The sequence below is a fragment of the Methylomonas aurea genome (genome assembly GCF_024505045.1).
Lineage (GTDB): Bacteria > Pseudomonadota > Gammaproteobacteria > Methylococcales > Methylomonadaceae > Methylomonas > Methylomonas aurea.
Genome location: NZ_JANIBM010000002.1, coordinates 246,851 through 271,849, shown reverse-complemented (window position 1 = coordinate 271,849; position 24,999 = coordinate 246,851). Strand labels below are relative to the sequence as shown.

Below are 24,999 nucleotides of genomic sequence, written 5' to 3'. Positions count from 1 at the left end.
GCCGGCGGCAGCCGGCTTTAGCGGGAACAATGCCAGGATCACATATTATCCAGAATGGCTCTTTTCACCGCATCCAGAGAGGCTTCGACCGTGACCGGCTGGTCGTCCCGGCATTGCGCGATCGCAGTATCAGGGTCCTTGATGCCGTTGCCGGTCAGGGTGCAGACGATCGTGCTACCTTCCGGGATGTTGCCGTTGCCGATGTCGAACAAAGCCCCGGCCAGCGAAGTCGCCGAAGCCGGTTCACAGAAGATGCCTTCGTAAGCGGACAGCATTTTTTGCGCTGCCAGGATTTGTTCGTCGCTGAAAGAGGCAAACCAGCCGCCGGATTGTTTCTGTGCGGTCCAGGCGCCATCCCAGGATTGCGGATTGCCGATCCGGATCGCGGTGGCGATGGTCTCGGGGTGTTCGATCGGGTGGCCGGCCAGAAACGGTGCGGCGCCGGCGGCTTGATAACCGCACATTACCGGCCGTTTTTTGGTCACGGCTTTATGCGTCGCGCTATCGCTAGAATATTCCTTGTAACCCTTCCAATACGCGGTGATGTTACCGGCGTTACCCACCGGTAGGCAATGGAAATCCGGCGCATCGCCCAAGGCGTCGACGATTTCGAACGCCGCGGTTTTTTGGCCTTCCAGCCGATAAGGATTAATCGAATTGACGATCGTCACCGGCGCGTGGTCGGCAATTTCCTTGACTATCGCCATGCCGGCGTCGAAGTTACCTTTGATCTGAATGATCTTGGCGCCGTACATCATGGTCTGCGCCAATTTGCCCAACGCAATCTTGCCTTCCGGAATCAGAACAAAGGCGCGGATACCGGCGCGCACGGCATAGGCCGCGGCGGCGGCCGAGGTATTGCCGGTCGAGGCGCAGATAATGGCTTGGCTCCCCTCTTCCACCGCTTTGGTCACGGCCATGGTCATGCCGCGGTCCTTGAAGGAGCCGGTCGGATTTAGGCCTTCGAACTTGACGTAAATGTCGACATCCTTGCCTATCAGGCGCGGAATGTTTTGCAGTTGGATCAGCGGAGTGTCGCCTTCGCAAAGACTAATGATCCGGGTATCGTCCGAGACCGGCAAACGGTCGCGGTAACGATCAATCAGGCCGGTGTAGCGTGTGGGATTTGCCATTATTTATCCTAAGGTTTCCAGGCGAATGCGCGCGACTTTGCCGCTGACGGTGGCCAGGGCTTCGATGTCGGCGATCGCCGCGTTCATTTCTTGTTCCAGAGTCTGTTGGGTCAGCATGATGATCGGGACCGAAGTTTCGCCTGCGGGCGGCTCCTTTTGTATCAGGGCTTCGATGCTGATGTTGTGCGCCGCCAGAATGCGGCTGACGTCGGCCAGAACGCCGGGTTTATCCTCGGCGGTCAACCGCAGGTAGTAGGCGGTTTTGATCGCGTCGGCCGGCAACACCGGAATGTCTGCGATCGCGTCCGCTTGAAATGCCAGATGCGGCACCCGGTTTTCCGGGTCGCTGGTCATCGCTCTGACTACGTCGACCAGGTCGGCGACGACTGCCGAGGCGGTCGGTTCTGCGCCGGCGCCGGCACCGTAATACAAAGTCGGGCCGACCGCATCGCCACAAACCAGCACGGCGTTCATGACGCCGTCGACATTGGCGATCAGGCGCCGCTTCGGAATCAGGGTCGGATGCACGCGCAACTCGATGCCGTCGTCGGTTTTGCGGGCGATACCCAGGTTTTTGATCCGGTAGCCCAGCGCCTCGGCATATTCCACGTCGAGCCGGGTGATCTTGGTAATGCCTTCGGTGAAGACTTTGTCGAATTGCAGCGGAATGCCGAACGCAATCGAGGCCAGAATCGTTAGCTTGTGGCCGGCGTCGATGCCTTCGACGTCGAAAGTCGGGTCGGCTTCGGCGTAACCCAGGGCTTGCGCCTCTCTCAATACGTCGTCGAAATCGCGGCCTTTGTCGCGCATTTCGGTGAGGATGAAGTTGCCGGTGCCGTTGATGATGCCCGCCAGCCATTTTATCCGGTTGCCGGCCAAGCCTTCGCGGATGGCTTTGATGATCGGGATACCGCCGGCCACGGCCGCTTCGAACAACACCATCACGCCTTTTTTGCTGGCTTCGGCGAACACCTCGTTGCCGTGCAACGCGATCAGCGCCTTGTTAGCAGTGACGACGTGTTTGCCGTTGGCGATCGCGGTCAAAACCAGTTGTTTCGCCAGGTCGTAGCCGCCGATCAACTCGACGACGATGTCGATATCCGGGTCGTTGACGATTTCGAACGGATCGTCCGTCAAGGCAATGCCCTGGGTGTCGCAGATGCGGGCACGATTCAAGTCGCGCGCCGACGCCCGCGTCACGACGATTTCGCGGCCGGCGCGGCGGGCGATTTCTTCGGCATTGCGTTTCAACACGTTGACGGTACCGCCGCCGACGGTGCCCAGCCCCAATACTCCAACTCTAACCGGCTTCAAATCCGACTCCTTTTGTTTACCCAAAACGGCGGGCGATTATACAACGTTGTCTTTTTTCAGCATATTGCGGATGCTGCGCAACGCCTGGCGGGTGCGTTGCTCGTTTTCGATCAGGCTGAAACGGATGTGGTCGTCGCCGAATTGGCCGAAGCCGACGCCTGGCGATACCGCGACCTTGGCGTCGATGATCAGCTTTTTGGCAAATTCGATCGAGCCCATCTCGCGGTAAGCTTCCGGGATCTTGGCCCAGACGAACATGGTTGCTTTTGGTTTGTCGACCTGCCAGCCCATCGCATTCAGGCCGTCGCACAGCACGTCACGGCGGGATTTGTACATGTCGCAGATTTCCTGCACGCAATCCTGCGGGCCTTCCAGCGCGGTGATCGCCGCGACCTGAATCGGCGTGAATGCGCCGTAATCCATATACGACTTGATCCGGGTCAATGCCGCGACCAGGGTCGGATTGCCGCACATGAAACCGATTCGCCAGCCCGGCATGTTGTAGCTTTTGGACAAGGTGAAAAACTCGACGGCAATATCCTTCGCACCCGGCACCTGCAGGATCGACGGCGCGACATAGCCGTCGAACACGATATCGGCATAGGCGATGTCGTGTACGATCCAGATATTGTGTTCCTTACAGATCGCGACGACTTTTTCGAAAAAGTCCAATTCCACGCATTGGCAGGTCGGGTTGCCCGGAAAATTCAGAATCAGCATCTTCGGCTTCGGCCAGCACTCGTCGATGCCTTTTTGCAATTCGGCGAAGAAATCGACACCGGGGGTCAGCGGCACGTGACGAATGTCGGCACCGGCGATCACCACACCGTAGGGATGGATCGGATAGGCCGGATTCGGCACCAATACCACGTCGCCGGGCCCCAGGGTTGCCAAGGCCAGATGCGACAAACCTTCTTTCGAGCCGATCGTGACGATGGCTTCGCTGTTGTGGTCCAGATCGACGTCGAAACGCTTTTTGTACCAGCCGCAAATGGCCTTGCGTAAGCGCGGAATGCCCTTCGAGACCGAGTAACGGTGGGTGTCTCCGCGTTGCGCCACCTCCACCATCTTGTCCAGGATGTGCTTCGGCGTCGGTTGGTCGGGATTGCCCATGCCGAAGTCGATGATGTCGTCGCCCGCGGCGCGCGCTTTGGCTTTCAGTTCGTTGACGATGTTGAATACGTAAGGCGGCAGACGGCTGATGCGGTGAAATTCTTCCATTAACGGCTCTTGTTGGTCAGATTTTGCGAACGGCTTTTTTGAGAAAGCCGGCTAAGTTACTGTTGTTGCCTGGCGATGTCAATTCGCCGGGCAATATCCGGGATTCAGGGTTTATTGCGGCTGAGGTTTCGCCGCAAGTTCCGGACTAGCGTCCGCCGTTTCCGTGCGTTGCTGTTGCAGATAGGAACCGCCGACCAGAAACCCTAGCACCAACAGATAAACAATGGCGGCAATGTTCTTCACTTTTTTCTGTTCGTCTCGATCGGAGGGATTCATTTCGGTGTCGGCTCCACTAGCTGAAAATCGGCTATTTTAGCCTTTGCCGCGCCGGAAGAGAATGCGCTGCAAATCGCTTGCCTCGCAAATCAACGCCTTTCAGCGGGCTTTGACAATTACCGCCGTGCGCAAACGGCTCTTGCCGAAACAGCACATCCGGTCGAAATCCTCGCGCGCGACCGGAATGAATTGGCAGTCCAGCTCGCTTTGCCGACCTTCTTCCGGGTCGGGATCGTGCATGTACAGGCAGTCTTTATCGAAACCGCTCATGACCACCCAATGCGGGGTTTTCTTACGATCCATCGCGAAGGTGCTGATCAAAATCAACGGAATCGCTCCGGCCTCGAAGGCGGCGGTCAAATCGTTCTGGGTGATATTGGCGTAAACCACGGCGACCCCCTGCTCGGCCGCCAGTTGTTTGAAACGGTTGTCGACCAATTCGACGACCTGTTTCTTATCCTCGCTGCGCACGCTGTCGATAAACAACGGGCCGCTTTGGTTAATCCAAACCTCGACGGCGAATTGCCGGCGTTTTGCGGCCAACGCCAAACCCAGCGGATGGCAGCCGCCGTGGCCGGAGGTCATGAAGATCGTCGTCGCTTCGCGCCAGATTTCGATTTCCTCTTCCCGCGACGGCAAATACTGCTTGTTCAACGCGTGCAACGCCATCATCAGCGAGGCCGGTCCGCAAGTAAACGGCGTGGTTTGCCGAAGCCAGTGTACCGGCCGCTGCTGCGGCTGGTCGTGGTAACGGCGAATGCGCTTTTGGTAGCGCAAGGCGTCTTTGTGATCCTGGTAATAGTCGCGGTACAGGCCGAATTTTTTGTATCCCAAGGTTTCGTAAAGTCCGATTGCCGGTAAATTATCGACGCTGACTTCCAGCCGTAAATAAAGGCGGCCGTCGGCTTCGGCCGCTTGCTCGCCGGCCTGCATCAATGCCTTGGCAATGCCGTTACCGCGCAACTGCGGCGCGACCGCCAACGAATAAATCCGCGCCAACCGGGTACCTGGATGGTAAATGATCAGGATATAGCCGGCCACCCGACCCTCGAATTCGGCCAGCAACAATGCCCGGTGATCGCTGACCAACCAGTGCTTGAAGCTGCGCCGGCTCAATTTATCGGTATTGAAACTGGCGTTTTCCAGTGCAACCAAGGCCGCCAAATCGGAGTTTTGCGCCGGCCGCAATAGGATGTTCAAACCGATACTCCCTGCAAAGCCTGACCTATCACTTGACGGATGCGGAACAACACCATTTCTCTCCAGGCCGTTGCCGCCGGGCAAAAATGCGCCAGCATGATTTGGGCGTGCGCCTGCCGTTCGGTGCTGTTCCCGCCCTGGGCCCAGATCAGGTGGTCGCGCAGCAGGGTTTCGAACAAACGGTCGGTGCTGAAGGTGCCGAACTCCAAAGTGACATAGCAGCTCTCCGGTGTCATCGCCGCGTGCCACAGATAATCCAACAGGCCCAGCTTCGGCACCGAACTCGAGGTGCCGGCCAGCGGCAAGGTCACCGAATCGCCATACCAGCGCTTGGCCACTGCCGCACCGGGACTGTCCGGCGCGTGGTCGCAAATGATTTCGCCGTAACCGTAGGGCCCCAATCCGCTGTGCAGATCGATGACCGCCAACCGCCGCTGCTGCAGGGCATATTTATTGATCAACGCTTCGCACACCAGGTGGCCATGTGCCGGAGCTCGGCCGCCGTAGAACGGGCCTTCCGGATCGGCGTATTGACCGCCGCTGATGCCCTGCTCCAACGCCACTCGGCCATGTTGGGCCTCGTATTCGGCGAAGGCCTGACGGCGTTGCTCGGCATCTGGTTGAAATATGGCTTCTCGAAGCCGGTTGTAATCAGGGTTTTCCGGCAACGGCGCCGAAAAGTCCAGCGCGTTCCGATTCAAATCCACGCCGTCCCGGTCGCAACGCCGCAACCAAGCGTAACCCCAGGGCGTCAATGCGTGTACCAATAAAACCGCGCTTGTCTGCGGCATGACTACCCGACCGGCCCGCAACGATTCGAGCAAATCGATTTGGCCGGCACTACCGACGAAACCTTCGATACCGTGAGTGGCACCCAGTACCACCACGAGGTTGGCGGCATCGGCATCGCCCAACCAGACGCTATCGGTTACCAGCGCCTCGCCGTCCGGCCCAAAGCCGGAACACGGAAACGCTTGCAATTGCATCGGGCAATCGAGTGCCGCCACGCGTTGCAACCACTGTTGCCTGGCTTCGGCGTAGTTGGCGGGAAAAACGCTGGCATCGATATCGGCGTAGGAATAGGGCATTTCGCAGCAAGCAGCCTCGATCGGGTAAATGAAGAAATATTACTCCTTGTTTAAAAACCTGTCTGGTTTCAAAATTCAGCCTCCCCAACCCACCGAGTTTGAGCAACATGGCAAGTACGCTGCTGGTCGTCGACAATCTTTCCGACTGGAACCCTTATTACCCCAGCGAGCAAGTCGTCAGTTTCGAAACCTACCTCGCCATGGAACAGACCGACCCCGACCAGCGGGTGCGGGTCATCAATCTGTGCAGCAGTTACAGCTATCTGTCCGACGGTTACTACTGTTCGCTGCTGGCGGAAGCCCGTAGCCACCACGTGATTCCTTCGGTGAAGATCATCAACGACCTGGGCAAAAATGCGCTGTATCGGCTGCAGTTGGAAGATTTGAACCAGCCGTTGGCCCGCGCCTTCAAACACCAGCACAAGGACGGCGAATACCGGCTGTACAGTTATTTCGGCACGACGCCGGAACCGGCGTTTCAGGAACTGGCCCGCTTGCTGTTCGAACGTTTCGCCTGCCCGATTCTGGAAATCACGTTGCGCTTGGAGCAGCAGTGGCAAATCACCGATCTGAAAGCGGTTTCGCCCGGACAACTGGACGACGCCATGCAAACCCTGTTTGCCGAGGCTCTGGACCGCTTCAGCAAGAAAGTCTGGCGCAAAAGCCGGGCCCGCAAGAATGCGCGTTTCGATCTGGCGATCTTGATCAATCCGGCGGAGGCCCTGCCGCCCAGCAACCGCGGCGCGCTAAAGAAGTTCATTGCGGTGGGCCGGCAAATGGGCGTCGATGTGGAATTGATCACCCAGAATCATTACGGCCGCCTGCCCGAGTTCGATGGCCTGTTCATCCGCGAAACCACGGCGATCGACCACCATACCTACCGTTTCGCAAAAAAGGCCGAAGCGGAGGGCTTGGTGGTGATCGACGATCCGACCTCGATTCTGCGCTGCGCCAACAAGGTGTATCTGGCCGATCTATTCCGTACCCATAAAGTGCCGTCGCCGAAAACCTGGATTCTGCATAAAGGCAACACCGAACACCTGGACAAGCTGGAAGCCATTGCCGGCTTTCCGGTCGTCATCAAAGTCCCGGACGGCTCTTTTTCGCGCGGCATCGTCAAAGTCAATAACCGGGCCGAACTGGAAACCAAGGTCGCCGAATTGTTCGAACAATCGGCTTTATTGCTGGCACAGGAGTTTCTCTACACCGATTTCGATTGGCGGATCGGCATCTTCAACCATAAAGCCCTGTATGCCTGTCGCTATTTCATGGTGAAAAACCATTGGCAGATTTACCGCCACGGCGCCAATCGCACCGACAGCGGCAATTTCGCCACGCTGCCGACCTTCGAAGTACCGAAGCCGGTGCTGGACGCGGCATTGAAAGCCACCCAGCCGATCGGCAACGGCCTGTACGGCGTCGACGTCAAGGAAATCAACGGCAAGGGCTACGTGATCGAAGTCAACGACAACCCCAGCATCGACAGCGGCGTCGAAGACAAATATTTGGGCGAAGAATTGTACCGAGCCATCATCGGCGAATTGTTGCGGCGCATGGAGAACCGCAGCAAAGGCCTGGATTGACATCGATAACCAAAATTCAATATGGAAAACACAGCGATTCATTTGGATGTACTCTGCGTCGGCCATGCCAGCTACGACTTGGTGTTCAGCGTGCCGCACCATCCCGCAGCCGACGAAAAAACCGTGGCCGACGCTTTGCTCGGCTGCGGCGGCGGCCCGGCGGCAAACGCCGCGGTTACCGTGGCGAAACTGGGCTACCGCGCCGGATTCAGCGGCTATTTGGGCAACGACGTCTACGGCGACAGCCATTTAAGCGAATTGCATCGCTTTGGGATCGATACCCGCTGCATCGTCCGCGGCGAATCGCCGACGCCGTTGTCGGCGGTACTGGTCAAGCCCGACGGCAAGCGCGCGTTGATCAACTACAAAGGCGACACGCGGGCGCTGCCGGCAGACAGCTTGGACTTCGGCGCGGTTCGGCCCAGAGTGGTATTGTGCGACGGCCACGAGCCGCATATTTCAGCGCGTTTGCTGGAACGCCGCGCCGCGGCAAAGATTCCGACCGTTCTGGATGCCGGATCGTTACACTCCGGCACCGAAGCCTTGCTGGACAAAATGGACTACTTGGTGTGTTCGGAAAAATTTGCGCTTCAGCATTCCGGAGGCGTTGACGCGGCGCTGTCGGCATTGGCCGCAATCGCGCCATGGGTAGTAATCACGCTGGGCGAACGCGGCTTGGTTTGGCGTACAGGCCAGGAAACGGGCCGCTTGAACGCGCCGCCAGTCACGGCGATCGATACCACCGGAGCCGGAGACGCGTTTCACGGCGCCTTCGCCGCCGGTTTGGCGGCCGGTCTGGCCTGGCCCGAGTTGCTGCGTTATGCCAGTGCCGCCGGCGCGTTATGTTGCACCCGCTTGGGCGCCCGCCCCGGCTTACCCGATAAGGCAGCCCACCGCGCGCTGTTGCAACGGTGGCAAAGCGAACCGATGCCTTAGCGCGAGCGCTTGTCCCGCTCCGGTTCCAGGTATTTGTGGCGTAAGTCGACGTAATTGCCGCCTATCCATTGCCAAAAGGTCGCGGCCGCTTCCGGGTCGGTACTGAGCAATTTGACCGCAATCGCGCCGTTGCCGCTGATATCGGTGATTTGGGCGTCGATATCGATCGAATTCCTGTTTTTGACGACGCGCTTGTCGGTTTCCACCCGAAACGTCACCGGCTCACCGACCTTGAACACGATATCGCGTTTCAACCCGCCCAGAAATTGCAGCCGGTACTCCGGTACCGACTGGAACGGCAATACAAATTCCGCATGCCAGCGAAACGGCGGGCAATGGATAGGTCCGCTGTTCTTCGGAAAATGCACGGTGTAGCCGTCGTCGACTTTGGCCTTGATTTCGCCTTTGGTGTAAATGTCGCGGCAATTGGTCAGCACCGCATCGCCCGGTTCCAAATTGTATTTGGCGGCAAAAGCGGTTTCGCTCAGCAGGCCGATAGCGACGGCCAATCCGTATCGGCAAAGGTTCGATCTGTTCATGGCGAGCTCCTGACTGTGATTATTGTGTTTTACCGCGGCGGCAGCGGTGCGGCGGCCGGGAGCGGCCCCAATATACTGTGCGCCAACGGATCGGTTTCGTCGATATCCACCGTCACCATATGGCCCGTATTGGCGCCAATATAGCCTTGCATCGCGGCAGCCATGTAAGGAAACACCAAGCGCAAATCGTTACTGGCGCCGCTGCTCTGCACGCTGGTTTTCCACAATTGTTTGCGTTGCTGCTGCGTCAAATAAGGCCCGGTTTCGCAGGCTTCCAAGGTCAGATAGCGGCGAAAAGTGGTGTATGTGTCGATACGTTGGGTATATCCGGCGCCGGCAAACCCCGGATAAAATCCACGGTTATAAAAGGATCTTCTATACGGGTAATAGTAGCCCCAATCGTTCCAGACCGGCACGTCATAAGCATATTGGTGTACTTCCGGCAGGCCGACGCCGTAGCCGAGAAAAACCACCAGATCGCTATCCTGAGCAGTCGCCGCTTTGACGAAGCCGCGATTGGCCAGTACCTTTTCGATATAGCCTTTGAATTCGATGAATTGCAAATCCTGCTCGTTACCGCCCGGATTGCCGGGCAATACTAGAAAACGGTTGCCGATCGTTGCGCCGGGCGCGGCAATCGCATCGATTTCGGTACGGAACTGTAGCGTCGAATTAACACTACAACCACTCAACATTGCCATCAATACGCCGAATACGACGATCAATAGCGTCGAATTAAGCTTCTCCATGCTCGCCTCCTGTTGGCTCTGCCAAATCGTGTTCCTGCATCAAAATTTGCGCCCGCTGCTGCATACGAAGTTCGGCCAAGACTTCTTGCTCATGCAATACCGCCCGGTGTGCCAATTGGTCGGTCAATTGCCGGCTCTCTGCGCTACGTTGCCGGGCCTGGCGTTTTTCCTGGCTGAGCAGTTCGGCTTCGAAGCGCATTTCCTGTAACTCGGTATCGTGCCGCAGTTGTTCGGCATGCAGCCGTTTTTCGATTGCCAGTTGCTGAGTCAACTGCTCGAATTTGTCCTCCGCCAAACGCCGCTGCTTTTCGGCCTCGAGCGCCTGCATCTGTTGTTCCAGATCGATCATCCGCCGCAAATGTTCCAATTGCTGGCGTTTTTCGTGAATTTCCTCTTCTTCGATCAAACGTTGTTGACGCGACAATTCCAGATTTTTGGTCTGGTTCAATTCGAAGGTTTTTTTCAGCACGTTAACGTAAACGGCGTCGCGGCCCAACTGGACATCGGGAAACTCAGCAAAACTGGCGCTCAACGTGCAAACCGCCAAAGACTGGATCTGCTGTTGCGCCAGCAACTCGTTGATGCGCTGGGCAATGCGTTTTTCGGCCTCAGCCAGACCGGTATTGACCCAGGCACCGTCGGCCAGGTCCTGCAATTCCAGATTGACGGCATCGTCGACTAAGGCGGTGTAGACATTGCGGATATGGGCGTTGATATCCGGCAACAATTCGGAGTTTTTCAGCGCGTAATCAAATGTTGCCTGAAACCGCAAATCCAGCGCCAAGTCCAGCGTGCAAAATCCTTCGAACAGCGTTATCTGCCGGCGGTAGGGCCAGGACTCGACCGGCAGTGGATAAACGGTGTGGTAAAAGCGCTTGGTGAATTGCTTGGGCCGCAAATACAGCTTTTGGTAGGGCCCCAACTTAACCAGCACCACCTGGCGGTCGGCATCGAAGCCGGCCAACCAGTAACTGTCATCGGCACCTACATCATCCTGCAGATCGCTGCCGGTGAGCCAGGCGTCCAGTTCCGACAGCGGGTTATTCATGGCCGGCCGGCGCGGCGAGCGCCTTTTGTTTCAGAGCCGCGATTTTATCGGACATTTTTTCGGCGACCAACGGATATAGATTTGGCGCGAATTCAACGGTGCGGTGGTCCACCTTGCGCAAAAATCCCCGGCTCAATAACAGGCCGACCACAAACATTCGCGACCAATCCGAATAGCGCCGGGCTTTTTCCAGATCAGACTTCTCGATCACCATTTCCAGCTCATCGTTTTGGTTGATGCGGAATTCGGTAAACTGGCGCAGACATTCGAACACCAATTCTTCCTCCTGCACCGTCAACGGCCCGGGCGCGGTGAACTCCAGCCGGTACGACAGCAACACGGTAAAAAAATCCACCATGGCCGCGCAGACGAAGGCGAACCAGGAAAAGCCGCGCCACATTGCAAAAGACGGTTTCACGTCCTCGACGAATTGCTTGTAGGTCATCGGCAACGGCGCATCCGGCGGGCTCACTCCCATACTGCTGGCCAACTGGTTCACTCCCAGTTGGATATCCTGGTAATGTTTCAAAAATTGAGCGTAGCTAGCTTCGTCGCTGCTGACATCCAACTGATTCAAATTAATCTGCAACTGTCGTATATGCTCGTCCAACTCGCGGAACGCTTGCTCTTGCTGTTGCACCGCCTGCTTTTTTTCCTGATAAATCTGATTGTAATGCCGCCAGAACGGGCCTTCGCCGACCTGGTTCTTGTAGCCTGGGGCGATCTGGTTATGGGTACCGAAATAGGCTTGACTGGCGTCGAGCGAGGCCTTGTCCAAATCCTGCTTTTGCTGCAGCGAGACTCGACTCTTGATCTGCAGCACGGCGTCTAGATATCCTTTGCTCTGCTGACGCAGTTGGTTCAGCCGGTTTATATGCAGGGTTTCTCGCTCGGATATTTCGTAAAACTTGAAATAGGAAAACGTGATCGAAGCGGCAATCGCCACGGCCAACGAAGCCACTACCGAAAAGTAACGGACCCGGTTGGCTTTCCAGTGGATACCGGCCATTTCCAGCGAACAAATCACAATGATGGATTGGATCGCCACGGTAATCACCAGCGCAATCCATGGTGTGATGAAATGCGACAGACCGTAATAGGTGGTAAAACCGGAGGAAACGCTCAGCATCAGAACGATGGGTATCGTCCAGATGCGCAGCATGCTGACGAATAGGGTCTGAATCCGATTCAGAAAATAGCCGGGCCCGCCGGGCGGGTGTTTGCTGCTGGTGTCGTTCATAATTATTGTTCTAATGCCCAGCGAGGAACGAAATGAGGGTTTAACCCATGCTGAGATAACGTTCGCCGGTGTCGTGGACGATGGTGACAACGGTTTTCCCGGGGCCCAGTTGCGCCGCCACTCTGACGGCACCGCAGACGCTGGCGCCTGAAGAGATGCCGGCCATGATACCCTCCTCCTCGATCAGGCGCTTGCGCATCGCAAAGGCCTGATCGGTACTGACCAGTTCGATGCCGTCCAACAAATCCACTTCCAAGTTCTTCGGCACGAAACCGGCTCCGATACCTTGAATCTTATGCGGCGAATGGTTGCCGCCGGAAATGACCGGCGACTCGGCCGGTTCCACTGCAATAGCCTTGAACTGCGGATTGCGGTTTTTAATCACGTCGGCCACGCCGGAAATGGTGCCGCCGGTACCGACTCCGCAGACGAAAGCATCGACTTGACCATCAGTAGAAGACCAAATTTCCTGCGCCGTGGTTTGCCGGTGCACCTCGGGATTGGCCGGATTTTCGAACTGGTGCGGCATGTAAGAACCGGGATGATTGGCGACGATTTCCTGGGCCTTGGCAATTGCTCCCTTCATACCGTCCGCTCCCGGAGTCAGCACGATTTCCGCTCCGTACAACGCCAATAGTTGGCGCCGTTCGACCGACATGGTTTCCGGCATCGTCAAAATACAACGGTAGCCGCGCGCTGCGGCCACCATCGCCAAGGCAATACCGGTGTTACCCGACGTCGGCTCGACGATGATGCCACCGCCGCGCAACTGCCCGCTTTTTTCCGCTGCCTGCACCATCGCCAGGCCGATACGGTCCTTGACCGAACCGCCAGGGTTGCGTGACTCCAATTTGACCAATACCGTCGCCGAGTTTTCCTCCACGACTTTATGCAATTTAACCAATGGGGTGTTGCCGATCAATTGGGTTACATTACTGGCGGCAGGCATTGAGTCACCTCAATCATTTTTCGATTTTGAAAGCCAAAAACACCGGGCTGCCGTTACGTTGTACCAAAACCGCAATGGATTTTTCAACCGGTAATTTGGCAACGATGCTGTTGAATTCAGCGGCATCGCGTACCACGGTATTTTGAATCCGCAAAATCACATCGCCCGGCTGAATACCGGCATCCAACGCGATGCCTTTGCCGACTTTCTGCACCAAAACGCCATTTTTTTCGACCTGTAATTGCTGGCGTTGCTCAGCAGTCAGGTCGGCAACGGCCAACCCAAGACGGTTAACGGCAGTTTCCGAAGCAGTTGAGGGTCCCGCAGCCGCAATGTTCTGCTGCGCCGGCAACAAGCCGATTTTTACCGTTACGTCTTGTTTATCGCCCTGGCGAATGATTTTGACTTTGGCTTTCTCGTCGACCGGCGTCATGCCCACCCGCGGCGGCAATTCGCCTGAAGTTTCGATGACTTGGCCGTTGAATTCGACGATGATGTCGCCGATCTGGATGCCTGCTTTCTCGGCCGGCCCGCCGGGAATCACTTTCGATACCAACGCGCCGTGCGGACGGTCCATGCCAAACGACTCTGCCAATTGCCGGGTGACGTCCTGAATTTGTACGCCGAGCCAGCCGCGCGAGACTTTGCCCTTGGTTTTGATTTGTTCGACGACGTTCATTGCCACGTCTATCGGGATGGCAAACGACAATCCCATGTAGCCGCCGGAGCGGCTATAAATCTGCGAGTTGATGCCGACCACTTTGCCCTGCATGTTGAACAGCGGGCCGCCCGAGTTGCCGGGGTTAATCGCGACATCGGTCTGGATGAACGGCACATAGTTGCCGTCCGGCAAGCTGCGGCCCTTGGCACTGACGATACCGGCGGTGACCGACTGGTCGAAACCGAACGGCGTCCCGATCGCCAGCACCCATTCGCCGACTTGTAGTTGGTCCGGCACGCCGATTTCCACCACCGGCAGGTCTTTAGCTTCGACTTTCAATAAAGCCACATCGGTACTTTCGTCGGAACCGATCAATTTGGCGATCAATTCGCGGCGGTCTTTCAGCTTGACCACGATCTCAGACGCATTGTTGACGACATGATGGTTGGTCAGAATATAGCCGTCGCGGGAGATGACGAACCCCGAACCCAGCGAGTTGGTTTCCCGCGGCGTAAAGCCTCGGCCCGGCCCCTGGAAAAAATGGCGGAAGAATTCCTCCATCTCCGGCGGCATGTCTTGCGGCATTTGCTGCGGATCGGCACCGGCTTGCGGATCGGGCGATTTTTGCGTGGTGCTGATATTTACCACGGCATCGCCGTTGGTTTTTACCATTTCGGTAAAATCGGGCAATTGGGCATAACCCGGGTTGACTGCCAACAACACGAGAAAAAATCCATAAAACAGCCTGTTAAGCATGTAATCTCCAAACAAACGAATTGAAATTTAAAAAACAGTTAATGGCGCAAAGCGATGCCGTCGGCTATTAATTCGACAGTTTTCGCCGGCACTTCGCCGAGCACGGTGATTTGCGTGTCGTCTATCACTTTGCTGAAAGAATTTACCGATCCCAGGCTGTGCAGACCCTCGATGCCTTCCGACTCTTTGGACTCCAGATACACCGAAACGGTTGAAAAGCCATCGCTCATGAGCAGGTGATCTACGGCTTTTTGCGATTGCTGGATCGAGTTTTTGATAAAAAACACCGGCTCGAAGCCTTCCGGCCAGCGCTTCACTAAAAAAGTGGCTCGGTCCAAAGGCTCGGCCTGAGCGCTATGGATATGTTTGGTGTGGAACTTATCGCTGGCGTCGTTGCCCGCCGACGCGTCGGCAACGGTTTGCGTGCTTAGTTCGGTGAACATCACCTGTTCGAGGGCATGCCCTTCCAGAGCGTAAACTTCTATTTTCAACGGCAGAAAGTTTTGCGTGTTTATCCAGATTTTTCTGGGGTAGCGCAGTCCGTCTCTAGGTTGCGCCGCGACGATTTGCGCCGGCAACATCGCTACAGATTCTTGTCCGGCCAGTTCCAAGTTGTAAGACTTTTCCAAAGATGCCGGGTTATTCGGCATGTTGATAATGAACGAACTGTCCAGCGGATGGTGGTTGATCACCTTTTCGCTGGTTTCCTTAAATACGCACGTCACTTCGTTGGATTTGCGCGTGACTTCCCGCATCGGCGAGTTTAAGGAAGATAAGCGCTCCTGCTCGACACCATGGTCGACGCTATGACGGTATTTCATGGTTTCTATCTGGCCGTTCTTCATGAAAATCACGGTACCCTGGTAATTGAGGGTCTTCATCGCCAGATTCATCTTGTCCAACCATTGCACCGCGGTAAGACTTTCGGCCGCAGCGGCTTCGCTGATCAAGCCGATAAAAATTGCCAGTAATACTCTCACGTCCCTATTCCTGCGGATAACCGACCACCCGCGCATAAGGTTGCGCCGCCTGCACTGTGTTTACATACAGCGTATTGTCGTGAGCTTGCAGATAGTCCTTGAAACGGGCGTGTATGTCGTTGGCCGAGGCACCGCTGTGAGCTACGACACCGACCGAGTTGAAAGGATTGTTTTGTCTCGGCTCGACTTTACTGGCCAGCCAGACCACTGCAAGCACGATGGAAGCCGCAACCGCGAGCCCGGCCTTCTGCCAATTGACCGGATGCGTTTTCGGCCGCGGCATGAAATAAATCGGCTCCTGACGGAGTTGTTGATGGATTTTATCGGCAAATTCGGGGTTTACTGCCGAGTATTCGTTACTCTTCAATACTTGGCTGACGATTTGGTAGCGCCTCAGTTTATCCTGCAGTGCTTCGTCTTCGCGAATCGCTGCCAATAACTCCAGAGACTGCGCAGCATCTAATTCGTCGTCTATGAATTGCGATAGTTTTTGGTTAATTTGTTCCTGCATCGATACACCTTTAGTCGAGCAACGGGTTTAATTTTTGGTCAATGGCTTCGCGCGCTCTGAAAATCCGCGAACGCACGGTGCCGATGGGGCAATCCATCGCCTCCGCAATTTCTTCATAGCTCATCCCTTCGAATTCTCGGAGCGTGATTGCAATCCGCATTTCTTCCGGTAAATTTTCGATTGCGGATTTAATCACCGCAACGATTTGCTCGTTCATCAACTGATGCTCGGGCGTTTCAATATCTTTTAGCTGCGGAGCGTTTTCCACTTGCTCCGCATCCTGAACGTCGATCTCGTAATCAAAGTGGCGGCGGGAACGCGATAAAAGGTAGTTCTTCGCGGTATTGATCGCGATCCGGTACAACCAAGTATAAAACGCGCTTTCACCGCGGAAATCGCCCAAAGCCCGATATGCCTTTATGAAAGTATCCTGCGCCACGTCCTGCGCTTCACTGGGATCTTTGACATATCGGTTCACCAAGTGGACGATCTTATGCTGGTACTTTAAAACCAGCAGATCGAAGGCTGCTTTATCACCTTGCTGTACCCTCTGCACAAGGCTTTGATCGACATCTTCGGTGGTGCTTATTTGTTCGTTCACTGCTCTATTTTTCTACTGAAGTGGACAGAATTAAACCTTATTAGTTCTGGCAATACAAAAAAAATTACCGGGCCGGTAAAACGAGATATTATTCGCGGCCGGGTTAAACTTTCACTCTCGCCGACCGACTTGACCACCTTGACTAACAGCGAAACCGCCTTAAACACCAACCCCTATTACGACGTGCTGATTGCAGGTAGCGGTGGCGCCGGACTCAGCTTGGCACTGCACTTGGCAGACCGGTACAAGGTCGGAGTACTTGCCAAATTCGCTTTGACCGAATGCAGCACCTATTATGCCCAAGGTGGGATTTCGGCAGTGTTCGACGACCGCTACGATTCGATCGAATCACATATCGAAGACACCTTAATTGCGGGCGCCGGTTTGTGCGATCCGGACATTGTTCGCCTGACCGTCGCTCAAGGTCGAAGAAGCATCGAATGGCTGCGCTCCCAGGGCGTCAACTTTACCGAAGAACGCGACGCCCACGGCGTCAAACAGTTACATCTGAATCGAGAAGGCGGCCATTCCCACCGGCGTATCGTACACAGCGACGATGCTACCGGCAAAGCCGTATCGCTATCGCTGATCGAACGCGCCCAGACCCACCCCAATATCAGTCTGCTGGAGCACCATAATGTAGTGGAACTGATCACGGCAGCCAAATTGGGCGCCGACCGGCAACGCATATGCGGCGCCTATGTTTTGGATAACATATCCGGAAAAATCAAGACGATCGCTGCCAAAGTTGTGGTACTGGCCACGGGAGGCGCGAACAAAGTCTACCTATATTCAACCAATCCGCATATTTCCACCGGCGACGGTATCGCCTTAGCTTGGCGAGCAGGATGCAAAGTAGCGAACATGGAATTCATGCAATTTCATCCGACTTGCCTGTACCATCCCACCGCCCGCTCGTTTTTGATAAGCGAAGCGGTACGCGGCGAGGGTGGCCATCTGATTTTACCCGATGGGGAGCGCTTCATGCGCCGCTACGACGCCCGCATGGAGCTGGCACCCCGCGACATCGTCGCCCGCGCTATAGACAGCGAAATCAAGAAACACGGTATCGAATGCGTGTATCTGGATATCAGCCATAAATCTCGGGAATTCATACAAAAGCACTTCCCGACCATCTACATGCAGTGTCTGGAACTGGACATCGACATCAGCCAACAACCGATTCCGGTGGTTCCTGCCGCCCATTACACTTGCGGCGGCGTCGTTACCGACGCCAACGCCCGCACCGATATTCCGGGCTTATACGCCATCGGCGAAGTCGCCTGCACCGGCCTGCACGGCGCCAACCGCATGGCCAGCAACTCGTTGTTGGAATGCTTGGTTTTCGCCGAACAAGCCAACCGAGACATCCGCCGGATTTTCGACCAACTGCCGGAACCGATGGCGCTGCCCGGCTGGGATGAATCCAAAGTCAGCGACTCGGACGAGGAAGTGGTGATAGCCCACAACTGGGACGAATTGCGCCGCTTCATGTGGGACTATGTGGGCATCGTCCGCACCAACAAGCGCCTGGAGCGAGCCATGAATCGGCTGGTACTGCTGAAAGAGGAAATCGCGGAATATTACGGTCAGTTTCGCATCACCAGCGATCTATTGGAACTACGTAATCTGGTAATCGTCGCCGAACTCATCATTCGTTGCGCCCAACAGCGCAAGGAAAGCCGTGGCCTGCACTACACGAAAGATTATCCCGAACCGGACAACAGCCACACGCCGACCAATACCGTTCTAATCCCTGAGCACTTTATCGCCAATCGATGACTGAGCAATTATCCGCTGATCGCTGTTTAGAACGGTCGGCGCCATAGATAGAGTCGTCACCGGATTGCAAGCTGTAAATTGCAGAGTCGTTGTTTTTAAGGAACGATTTTTTCCGATTCCAGTGCCGGATGAGTAATCATGATTTTTTAGAGATTCCCACATGCCGAACCTTGTAGCGTTATGCGAGGCGGCTTAGAAACCGGATTCGCACATACCCACCGCCCCCATTGCCTGGCCATCTCGTCGACAAAATTGACTGGTTAAACTTTTTTTGAAGCGCCCAACGGACATAAAAAAAGCACTTGGCTTTTGGCCTAAGTGCTTGTTTTAAATGGTGGCGACACCGGGAATCGAACCTGGAACCTCGGGGTTATGAATCCCGCGCTCTAACCGGTTGAGCTATGTCGCCACAAATCTTGCGTAACAAAACAAGACGCCATTATAACGGCGCGCCAAAACCTTGTCAAACGTTGAACCTAAAATGCATGACATCGCCGTCCTGCACTTTATATTCCTTGCCTTCCAGACGCCATTTGCCAGCGTCTTTCGCACCTTGCTCGCCTTTGTAGTTGACAAAGTCCTGGTAAGAAACCACTTCGGCACGTATGAATCCCTTTTCGAAATCGGAATGAATCACGCCGGCAGCCTGAGGAGCCAATGCATTGACCGGGATCGTCCAAGCTCTGACTTCTTTGACCCCTGCCGTGAAATAGGTCGACAGATTCAATAACTGGTAAGCCGCTCGAACCACCCTGTTCAACCCGGGCTCTTCCAACCCCAAATCCGCGAGAAATTCAACCTTCTCGGCGTCGTCCAATTGCACGATTTCCGCCTCTATCGCGGCGCATACCGGCACCACTTTAGAGCCTTCGCGTTCGGCAAAACTTTTGACATTGTCCAGCAACGGATTATTTTCAAACCCGTCGTCCTGCACGTTGGCCACATACAAGGTAGGCTTGATCGTGATCAAACACAATTCCTTGATCAATTTGGCTTCGTCTTCGCTCAGCCCCAAGGTGCGGACCGGCTCGCCGGCATTCAGGTGTTCCAGGACCCGTTCCAATACCTGCTTTCTGGCCAACTCGTCTTTATTGCCCGATTTGGAAGCTTTAGCCGATTTCTGCAACGCCTTTTCCACCGACGCCATGTCGGCCAGAGCCAATTCGGTATTGATGACTTCGATATCGTTGATCGGATCGACCTTGCCGGCAACGTGAATCACGTTATCGTCGTGAAAACAGCGCACCACATGCACGATGGCATCGGTCTCTCTGATATTACCGAGAAACTGGTTTCCCAAACCTTCGCCTTTAGATGCGCCGGCGACCAGGCCGGCAATGTCGACAAACTCGATGGTGGTGGGCAAAACCCGCTCCGGGTTGACGATTTCGGCCAATTTATCCATCCGCGGATCGGGTACCGGCACCACCCCGACATTGGGGTCGATGGTGCAAAAAGGATAGTTCTCGGCGGCGATAGTCGCTTTGGTCAGCGCGTTGAACAGGGTTGATTTGCCGACGTTGGGCAGGCCGACGATTCCGCAATGAAGTGCCATAGCAATAGTTTCGAAATTTGACAGGGACGTCCGGCACAAGGCGGCCGGGTTGAAGAGGCGCCGGATTATACAGCGATTTTAAGAATTGAGAACCGATACCCTCGCCTCGGCAGTTGCCGCAGCAAAGGCATCGGATAACGCAAAAACGGTTTAGAACAAACCGGAGATCGATCTGACCAGACCGGAAGTCAAGCTAGGAGCCGCCTCTTCATATTCCAAATTGGCCTGGTTGGCGGTACTGACGATACGCGTGCGGTATTTTTTCCGATCGCTGACCTCTGACGATGTCTGCCGGCGCGAACCACCGATACCTTGCTTGGCGTCCTGTTGGCTGTCCTGTCTGATGACGACACCGCTTTTGGCTTTTTCGGCGATTTCGATGTCGGTGACCACCATATAAGTCACGTCTTTGACGGCGGCATCGGCAATAGTTTCGATTGCACCGCCGACCGCCGCGCCGGCCAAACCGCCGATTCCTGCGCCGGACCAACCACCCAAGCCGCCGCCGATCGCGGCGCCGGCTGCCGCGCCGGCCAACGAGCCGCCATATCCGGAATGCAGCGCGGATTCCGCCGCCGTCGGGCTGGCTTTATCGACGCTGAGCACGTTGGCTCTCAGCCAATAATGCGAGGCTTCCGGATCGCTGGAGATGATGTAGCCTTTAGACTGCAATGCCTGTTTTACCGGCAACATCACGTCGAAATTGGCTTTGTCCGAGGTATTGCGCACATCGAGAAAAATAGTGCGCTGTTCCGGCCCGACCGGGTCGAGAAATATCGTGTCGCTCATCTTAGTTTGGACGTCCAGGTCCTTTTTGGCAATCGACGTGTGTACGGCAGCACACCCGCCCAACATTGCGGCCACAGCCGCCGCACCGGCAAGTTTCAGGAATGTGTTTCGAGCAATAGCCATCTATATCTCCAAATGAAATGATCCAAAAATAAAACTGCAAATCAGTAAGGCCAATAATAGCCGTAATAGCGGTAGTAATAGCTGCAATCCCTATAATCGTTCCAGGAGTAACGCCGCAAATCGTTGCAGGTGTAACCGCGTCGCCAGTACTTACTGGGCTCTGATCTGGGCGGCGTTCCCCTCTTCGTCGCTTCTTCGATGTAGCTGTTCAGTTTCGCTTCGTCCTCGACGCTAAACGGCTTGGCCATAACCTGATCGTTGAGCATTTTTTGCATATCGCTGGCCTGGTCGGCTTGCGCCATCCAACTTGCCAAGACCAATGCCAACGAAAAAACGCAATGCGGTAACACTTGTTTCATTCGATCTTCTCCCAGAAACCAACGGAACGTAACGCCGTTCCTTGTTTTGATGACAGTCTTGCCGATTTTAGAATCGATAATTTCCCAGAACAACCGCTTTAAGCCGACAACGTTAATCGCTGCGCACTCTCAAGTCCTCGAAGACGACCAATTGGTCGCGGCCATTCGCTTTGGCTTGATAAAGCGCCGCGTCGGCACAATTGATCATTTCGTCGATGTCAGGAGCCCGATTATCTGGATAGCAGTCTGCACTCAGACAAAAAAGGCCGATACTCAAAGTCACGTTGACCGTTTCGCCACCTAGGCTCCATTCGAGTTTACCGATTTCCTGCCGAATCCGCTCTCCGAACGCTTTACCGTTGCTGCATGAGGTATTGGTAAAAATCAACACAAACTCCTCGCCGCCGAAACGCACCAAAATGTCGGTGCTTCTGACTTGCCGCTTCAACGCCGAAGCGACGCCGACCAAAACCTGGTCGCCGAACAAATGGCCGAAACGGTCGTTGATGACTTTGAAATGATCGATATCAAGCACCAGTAAGCAGAGGCTGGTACGGTACCGTGTGTGCTGGGCAATCGCAATTTCGACTTGGTCGTAGAAAAAACGCCGGTTGTGCAAGCCTGTCAATTGATCGTGCATCGACATGCTGGCGAAATGCTCTTTGAGCTGGTTGGTTTCGGCCACCAGCGTTTCCAGCTCCGCCGTCCGCGAGGCGATTTGTCGCTCCATTTGCCGTACCAACCGTCGCGTGGTGATCAGTTGGCCGAGGATGTTTTTATAGACTTCCAGCAACCGGATATGCCAATCGGTGAAGTAAAACGGTTGCGGGTGCGATACGTTCAATACACCGATCAGATGCCGGTTTAGGGTAAAAACCGGCACGCTGATCAGCGATCCGGGCAAAGCCACAGCCGACGATTTTTCAAAACGCGCATCTTCCGCGCAATTGCGGCAATGCTGCAACTCGCCGCTGGCAGCCGCCATACCGATCACCCCCTCTCCGACTTTGAACGTCAACGGCTTACCGCGGACCGCAGGCGCTTGCAGCGATTCTTCCACGCTAATTCCGGTCAAATTGGTCAACATCCCGGCATCATCCAACATGAAAAACGAACAACGCTCCATATCTTGGTATTGAATCAAACTGGCCAGTGCCTGTTTTACCAATTTTGTCTCGTCGTCAATCTGGCAATCGAGTTCCGACAATTGTTTTATCGCCGACAAGGCATTGAACAAGTCGATTACCAGATCATGCACGCCGCCGGGTTGTTCGGCGCTTGTATCGGCGGCTTGCGGGCTCATCGCTCCCCCATGATGCCGGCCAAACTGTCCACAGCTTGTTTGTTTTGCCCCAGCCATTCGATCACTTTCTCAATGGCTTCTGTGGACAATTCCAACTCATGGCAAGCCACATCGACAACGTCTTGGCCAATCGCCGTTCCGGAACAGATATTACTGCTCAATTGGCGCGATAATCTGAGCAAAACCAACAGAGCTCGCTCGTGGCCGACAAAATCGAGCTGTCCGTAATTAAACAGTAACGATTGGTACACCGTCGGCAGTTGCCACTTGTTCAACAGGACATAACCAAGCTGGTGATGGCTATGCCCGAGTTGCCGGGCTATCTCCTCGCCGACCGCTAAGCCCGAGGCACTGCACTTGACCAGTATGCTATTTAGTTGGTCTGGCAACAGAAACGCCAGAGCCAACATGCCGATATTCAACAACAGGCCGCCAGTGTAAACCGTGGATGAGGAGAAACCTTGCAGTTGCCGGCGGCCAACCGCCAGTTTTTGTGCGGAAACGGCGGTCAACAAGGATTCGCTCCAAAACCGTTCGCTATCGAATTGCTGGCATTTGCTAGTGTCGAACTGCACGTTAAGCACGATACCCAACGCCAGAGATTTGACCAAATCCAAACCCAGCACCTGGAAAATGGCCGTACGCAAATCGCTGACAACGGCGCCGCGGGCAAAATAAGCGGAATTTGCCAAACCCAGTAGCCTAGCAACCAAACCCGGCGATAGCGCCAGAATGGAGGTCAATTTGTCGATCGATATGTCGGGGGTATTGACGGCGGCCAGTATCCGCATACTCGCCTCGGGTAGCGCCGGCAGATTCTTCAATGAACCAACCTGCAAAGGGATGCTCTGGGCGTTTCCATTCATGCGTCGTAGCCAATATCAGTAATTTTCAAACAAACCAACAATCTGCGAAATTCGTCGGGCTTCAGCATATCTGGGAACACTACCCGCGCGCCCCGGATATCGCTTTCGCCGATCCAATGAAGTGCCACCAGCATCCGGGTAACTACGCACGTATTCCGCAAACGAATCGGCTGAGAATCGTGGCGGCCTTCTTGAACCGACCATCCGCGCTGCTGACTGTAACGTAAAACCATGTTAGACCTGTTTTCGGCCCAGACCGCCGCAAACCAACTCAAAAAAACCACAACGGTCAATCCGAGCCGGCAAACCAGTGGGAGCGAATTCAGCCAGCATGCAGCCAGCGCCGCAAGGTGCGAGAAACTAACACACAATCGGCGTTGCCTGGAAACGCCTAAACGAAAATCTACGCTCTGCTCGATATTTTTGTACACAATCCCGTCGCCTTGTTCCGCCTGGGGTAAACTAGCCGGACCGATAATGATTTAGACAGTGACATGATTGTAGACCCTATGCCGGCATCGGCAGCAGAACAAGCGACAATTCCCCAAAAAATATATGGCGACACCGGACTCACCGCCATCGAAGTCGCCGGCGCCGACGCTGCCGGCTTTTTGCAAGGCCAACTGACCTGCGACATTCATGAGCTCACCGAGTGTCGAGCCAGCATAGCCGCTTTTTGCAACGCCAAAGGCCGAGTAATCAGTACATTGTTGGTCGTAAAAACACCGCAAGGTTTTGTGTTAGTGCTCCCGGCCGGACTGCGCGACACCGTTTTCACTAAATTGCACCGGTATGTATTGCGCGCTAAAGTGCAATTGGAGCGGGATAACCGGTTGACGATTTACGGAATGTCAGGGGCTGCGAGCCTAGCGGCCGGCCTCAACCCGCCTGAAACCGATTTTGCCGTAACGTTGTCTCCCGAGCCACTGGTCAAACTACCCGCAAACAGCCGGTTTTTATGGCTTTTACCGGAAAACCGGGCAACGGAAAGAATCGCGGAATTGACCGCGAAACCGGGGGTTGTATTCGGTTCTTCGGACGAATGGCGCTACCACGACATCACCTCCGGTTTACCTTGGTTCGGTCCGGAACAGTCGGAACAGCATATTCCGCAGATGTTGAACATTGACCAACTTGGCGGCATCAGTTTTAGCAAAGGTTGCTATACCGGCCAGGAAATTGTCGCCCGCACCCACTACCTGGGCAAAGTGAAACGCGCGTTATTTCTCGCCGGCTTCTCGGGCACCGACCTTCCGCAACCGGGCTCGGCAGTAGTTGACGACAGCAACCGAACCCTCGGCTCCGTGCTAACCGCAGCGTCCTATGACGGCGAAACACGTCTTTTGCTAGTCCTGCAAATAGTTGATGGCATGCCAAAAAACCTTATACTTGACGGCGATAACCACGCGCAATTGACGCTGGTTTCAGCTCAATAAC

At 55.2% G+C, this 24,999-nt stretch carries 25 protein-coding genes and 1 tRNA gene; 4 read left to right on the top strand and 22 right to left on the bottom strand.

The features are described from left to right. Positions 1-38 precede the first annotated feature (38 nt). From thrC to NP603_RS02995, 6 genes are all read right to left on the bottom strand, one after another. Positions 39-1,133, bottom strand: coding sequence for a threonine synthase (gene thrC, locus NP603_RS03020; protein WP_256609448.1), 1,095 nt, complete (start codon positions 1,131-1,133; stop codon positions 39-41). A gap of 3 nt (positions 1,134-1,136) precedes the next feature. Beyond that, positions 1,137-2,447 (bottom strand): homoserine dehydrogenase, encoded by a 1,311-nt coding sequence (locus tag NP603_RS03015; protein WP_256609447.1) that lies wholly within the window; start codon positions 2,445-2,447, stop codon positions 1,137-1,139. A gap of 36 nt (positions 2,448-2,483) precedes the next feature. Further along, the gene (gene alaC, locus NP603_RS03010) at positions 2,484-3,668 is read right to left on the bottom strand and encodes an alanine transaminase (RefSeq protein ID WP_256609446.1); all 1,185 of its coding nucleotides are present in this window, start codon (positions 3,666-3,668) and stop codon (positions 2,484-2,486) included. Positions 3,669-3,779: 111 nt separating this feature from the next. Beyond that, positions 3,780-3,944 carry a hypothetical protein gene (locus NP603_RS03005; RefSeq protein WP_256609445.1) on the bottom strand — a complete coding sequence of 55 codons (165 nt, stop codon included), beginning with the start codon at positions 3,942-3,944 and terminating at the stop codon, positions 3,780-3,782. A gap of 99 nt (positions 3,945-4,043) precedes the next feature. Next, entirely contained in the window at positions 4,044-5,144 is a 1,101-nt protein-coding gene (locus NP603_RS03000; RefSeq protein ID WP_256609444.1) for a GNAT family N-acetyltransferase/peptidase C39 family protein, read from the bottom strand. After that, positions 5,141-6,232: a DUF2817 domain-containing protein gene (locus NP603_RS02995; RefSeq protein WP_256609443.1), complete on the bottom strand. Its 1,092-nt coding sequence runs from the start codon at positions 6,230-6,232 to the stop codon at positions 5,141-5,143. The genes NP603_RS03000 and NP603_RS02995 overlap by 4 nt, the downstream gene beginning before the upstream one ends. Before the next feature lie 107 nt (positions 6,233-6,339). On the opposite strand from NP603_RS02995, the gene NP603_RS02990 reads away from it, so the two are divergent. Beyond that, the gene (locus tag NP603_RS02990) at positions 6,340-7,815 is read left to right on the top strand and encodes a RimK family ATP-grasp domain-containing protein (protein WP_256609442.1); all 1,476 of its coding nucleotides are present in this window, start codon (positions 6,340-6,342) and stop codon (positions 7,813-7,815) included. Positions 7,816-7,836: 21 nt separating this feature from the next. After that, positions 7,837-8,751: a carbohydrate kinase family protein gene (locus NP603_RS02985; protein ID WP_256609441.1), complete on the top strand. Its 915-nt coding sequence runs from the start codon at positions 7,837-7,839 to the stop codon at positions 8,749-8,751. Here NP603_RS02985 and NP603_RS02980 read toward each other — a convergent pair. From NP603_RS02980 to rpoE, 9 genes are read right to left on the bottom strand one after another with little or no spacing between them, the layout of a single operon-like run. Then, positions 8,748-9,290, bottom strand: a complete 543-nt coding sequence (locus NP603_RS02980) for a hypothetical protein (RefSeq protein ID WP_256609440.1) — start codon at positions 9,288-9,290, stop codon at positions 8,748-8,750. The two genes, NP603_RS02985 and NP603_RS02980, sit on opposite strands and share 4 nt — an antisense overlap. 29 nt (positions 9,291-9,319) lie before the next feature. Continuing rightward, entirely contained in the window at positions 9,320-10,039 is a 720-nt protein-coding gene (locus tag NP603_RS02975; protein ID WP_256609438.1) for a hypothetical protein, read from the bottom strand. Continuing rightward, positions 10,026-11,087, bottom strand: coding sequence for a coiled-coil domain-containing protein (locus NP603_RS02970; RefSeq protein WP_256609436.1), 1,062 nt, complete (start codon positions 11,085-11,087; stop codon positions 10,026-10,028). Before NP603_RS02970 ends, NP603_RS02975 begins: the two co-directional genes overlap by 14 nt. Continuing rightward, positions 11,080-12,327, bottom strand: coding sequence for a hypothetical protein (locus NP603_RS02965; RefSeq protein ID WP_256609435.1), 1,248 nt, complete (start codon positions 12,325-12,327; stop codon positions 11,080-11,082). The genes NP603_RS02970 and NP603_RS02965 overlap by 8 nt, the downstream gene beginning before the upstream one ends. Before the next feature lie 40 nt (positions 12,328-12,367). Beyond that, positions 12,368-13,276 (bottom strand): cysteine synthase A, encoded by a 909-nt coding sequence (cysK, locus tag NP603_RS02960; protein WP_256609434.1) that lies wholly within the window; start codon positions 13,274-13,276, stop codon positions 12,368-12,370. 13 nt (positions 13,277-13,289) lie between these two features. Further along, complete coding sequence (locus NP603_RS02955; protein ID WP_256609433.1) at positions 13,290-14,693, bottom strand: DegQ family serine endoprotease; 1,404 nt, start codon at positions 14,691-14,693, stop codon at positions 13,290-13,292. A 38-nt stretch (positions 14,694-14,731) separates the two neighbouring features. After that, on the bottom strand, positions 14,732-15,673 hold the full coding sequence (locus tag NP603_RS02950; protein ID WP_256609432.1) for a MucB/RseB C-terminal domain-containing protein: 942 nt from the start codon (positions 15,671-15,673) through the stop codon (positions 14,732-14,734). Between the two features lie 4 nt (positions 15,674-15,677). Then, the gene (locus NP603_RS02945) at positions 15,678-16,184 is read right to left on the bottom strand and encodes a sigma-E factor negative regulatory protein (protein ID WP_256609431.1); all 507 of its coding nucleotides are present in this window, start codon (positions 16,182-16,184) and stop codon (positions 15,678-15,680) included. Between the two features lie 10 nt (positions 16,185-16,194). After that, positions 16,195-16,785: an RNA polymerase sigma factor RpoE gene (rpoE, locus tag NP603_RS02940; protein ID WP_256609430.1), complete on the bottom strand. Its 591-nt coding sequence runs from the start codon at positions 16,783-16,785 to the stop codon at positions 16,195-16,197. Between the two features lie 129 nt (positions 16,786-16,914). On the opposite strand from rpoE, the gene nadB reads away from it, so the two are divergent. Beyond that, entirely contained in the window at positions 16,915-18,567 is a 1,653-nt protein-coding gene (gene nadB, locus NP603_RS02935) for an L-aspartate oxidase (protein WP_256609429.1), read from the top strand. A 332-nt stretch (positions 18,568-18,899) separates the two neighbouring features. On the opposite strand, the gene NP603_RS02930 is transcribed toward nadB, so the two are convergent. The 7 genes from NP603_RS02930 to NP603_RS02900 form a co-directional block, all read right to left on the bottom strand. Beyond that, positions 18,900-18,976: transfer RNA gene (locus NP603_RS02930), tRNA-Met, on the bottom strand. 54 nt (positions 18,977-19,030) lie between these two features. Next, a complete protein-coding gene (gene ychF, locus NP603_RS02925; protein WP_256609428.1) occupies positions 19,031-20,122 on the bottom strand; it encodes a redox-regulated ATPase YchF in 1,092 nt (363 codons plus the stop codon). Positions 20,123-20,272: 150 nt separating this feature from the next. Next, the gene (locus tag NP603_RS02920; RefSeq protein WP_256609427.1) at positions 20,273-21,034 is read right to left on the bottom strand and encodes a complement resistance protein TraT; all 762 of its coding nucleotides are present in this window, start codon (positions 21,032-21,034) and stop codon (positions 20,273-20,275) included. Between the two features lie 41 nt (positions 21,035-21,075). Further along, positions 21,076-21,393, bottom strand: a complete 318-nt coding sequence (locus NP603_RS02915; protein ID WP_256609426.1) for a hypothetical protein — start codon at positions 21,391-21,393, stop codon at positions 21,076-21,078. Positions 21,394-21,505: 112 nt separating this feature from the next. After that, the gene (locus NP603_RS02910; protein WP_256609425.1) at positions 21,506-22,696 is read right to left on the bottom strand and encodes a sensor domain-containing diguanylate cyclase; all 1,191 of its coding nucleotides are present in this window, start codon (positions 22,694-22,696) and stop codon (positions 21,506-21,508) included. Next, complete coding sequence (locus tag NP603_RS02905; RefSeq protein WP_256609424.1) at positions 22,693-23,562, bottom strand: HDOD domain-containing protein; 870 nt, start codon at positions 23,560-23,562, stop codon at positions 22,693-22,695. The genes NP603_RS02910 and NP603_RS02905 overlap by 4 nt, the downstream gene beginning before the upstream one ends. Next, positions 23,559-23,993: a protein YgfX gene (locus tag NP603_RS02900; RefSeq protein ID WP_256609423.1), complete on the bottom strand. Its 435-nt coding sequence runs from the start codon at positions 23,991-23,993 to the stop codon at positions 23,559-23,561. The genes NP603_RS02905 and NP603_RS02900 overlap by 4 nt, the downstream gene beginning before the upstream one ends. 78 nt (positions 23,994-24,071) lie before the next feature. Here NP603_RS02900 and ygfZ point away from each other — a divergent pair, with 78 nt between their 5' ends. Continuing rightward, on the top strand, positions 24,072-24,998 hold the full coding sequence (gene ygfZ, locus NP603_RS02895; RefSeq protein WP_256609422.1) for a CAF17-like 4Fe-4S cluster assembly/insertion protein YgfZ: 927 nt from the start codon (positions 24,072-24,074) through the stop codon (positions 24,996-24,998). Position 24,999: the final 1 nt, after the last annotated feature.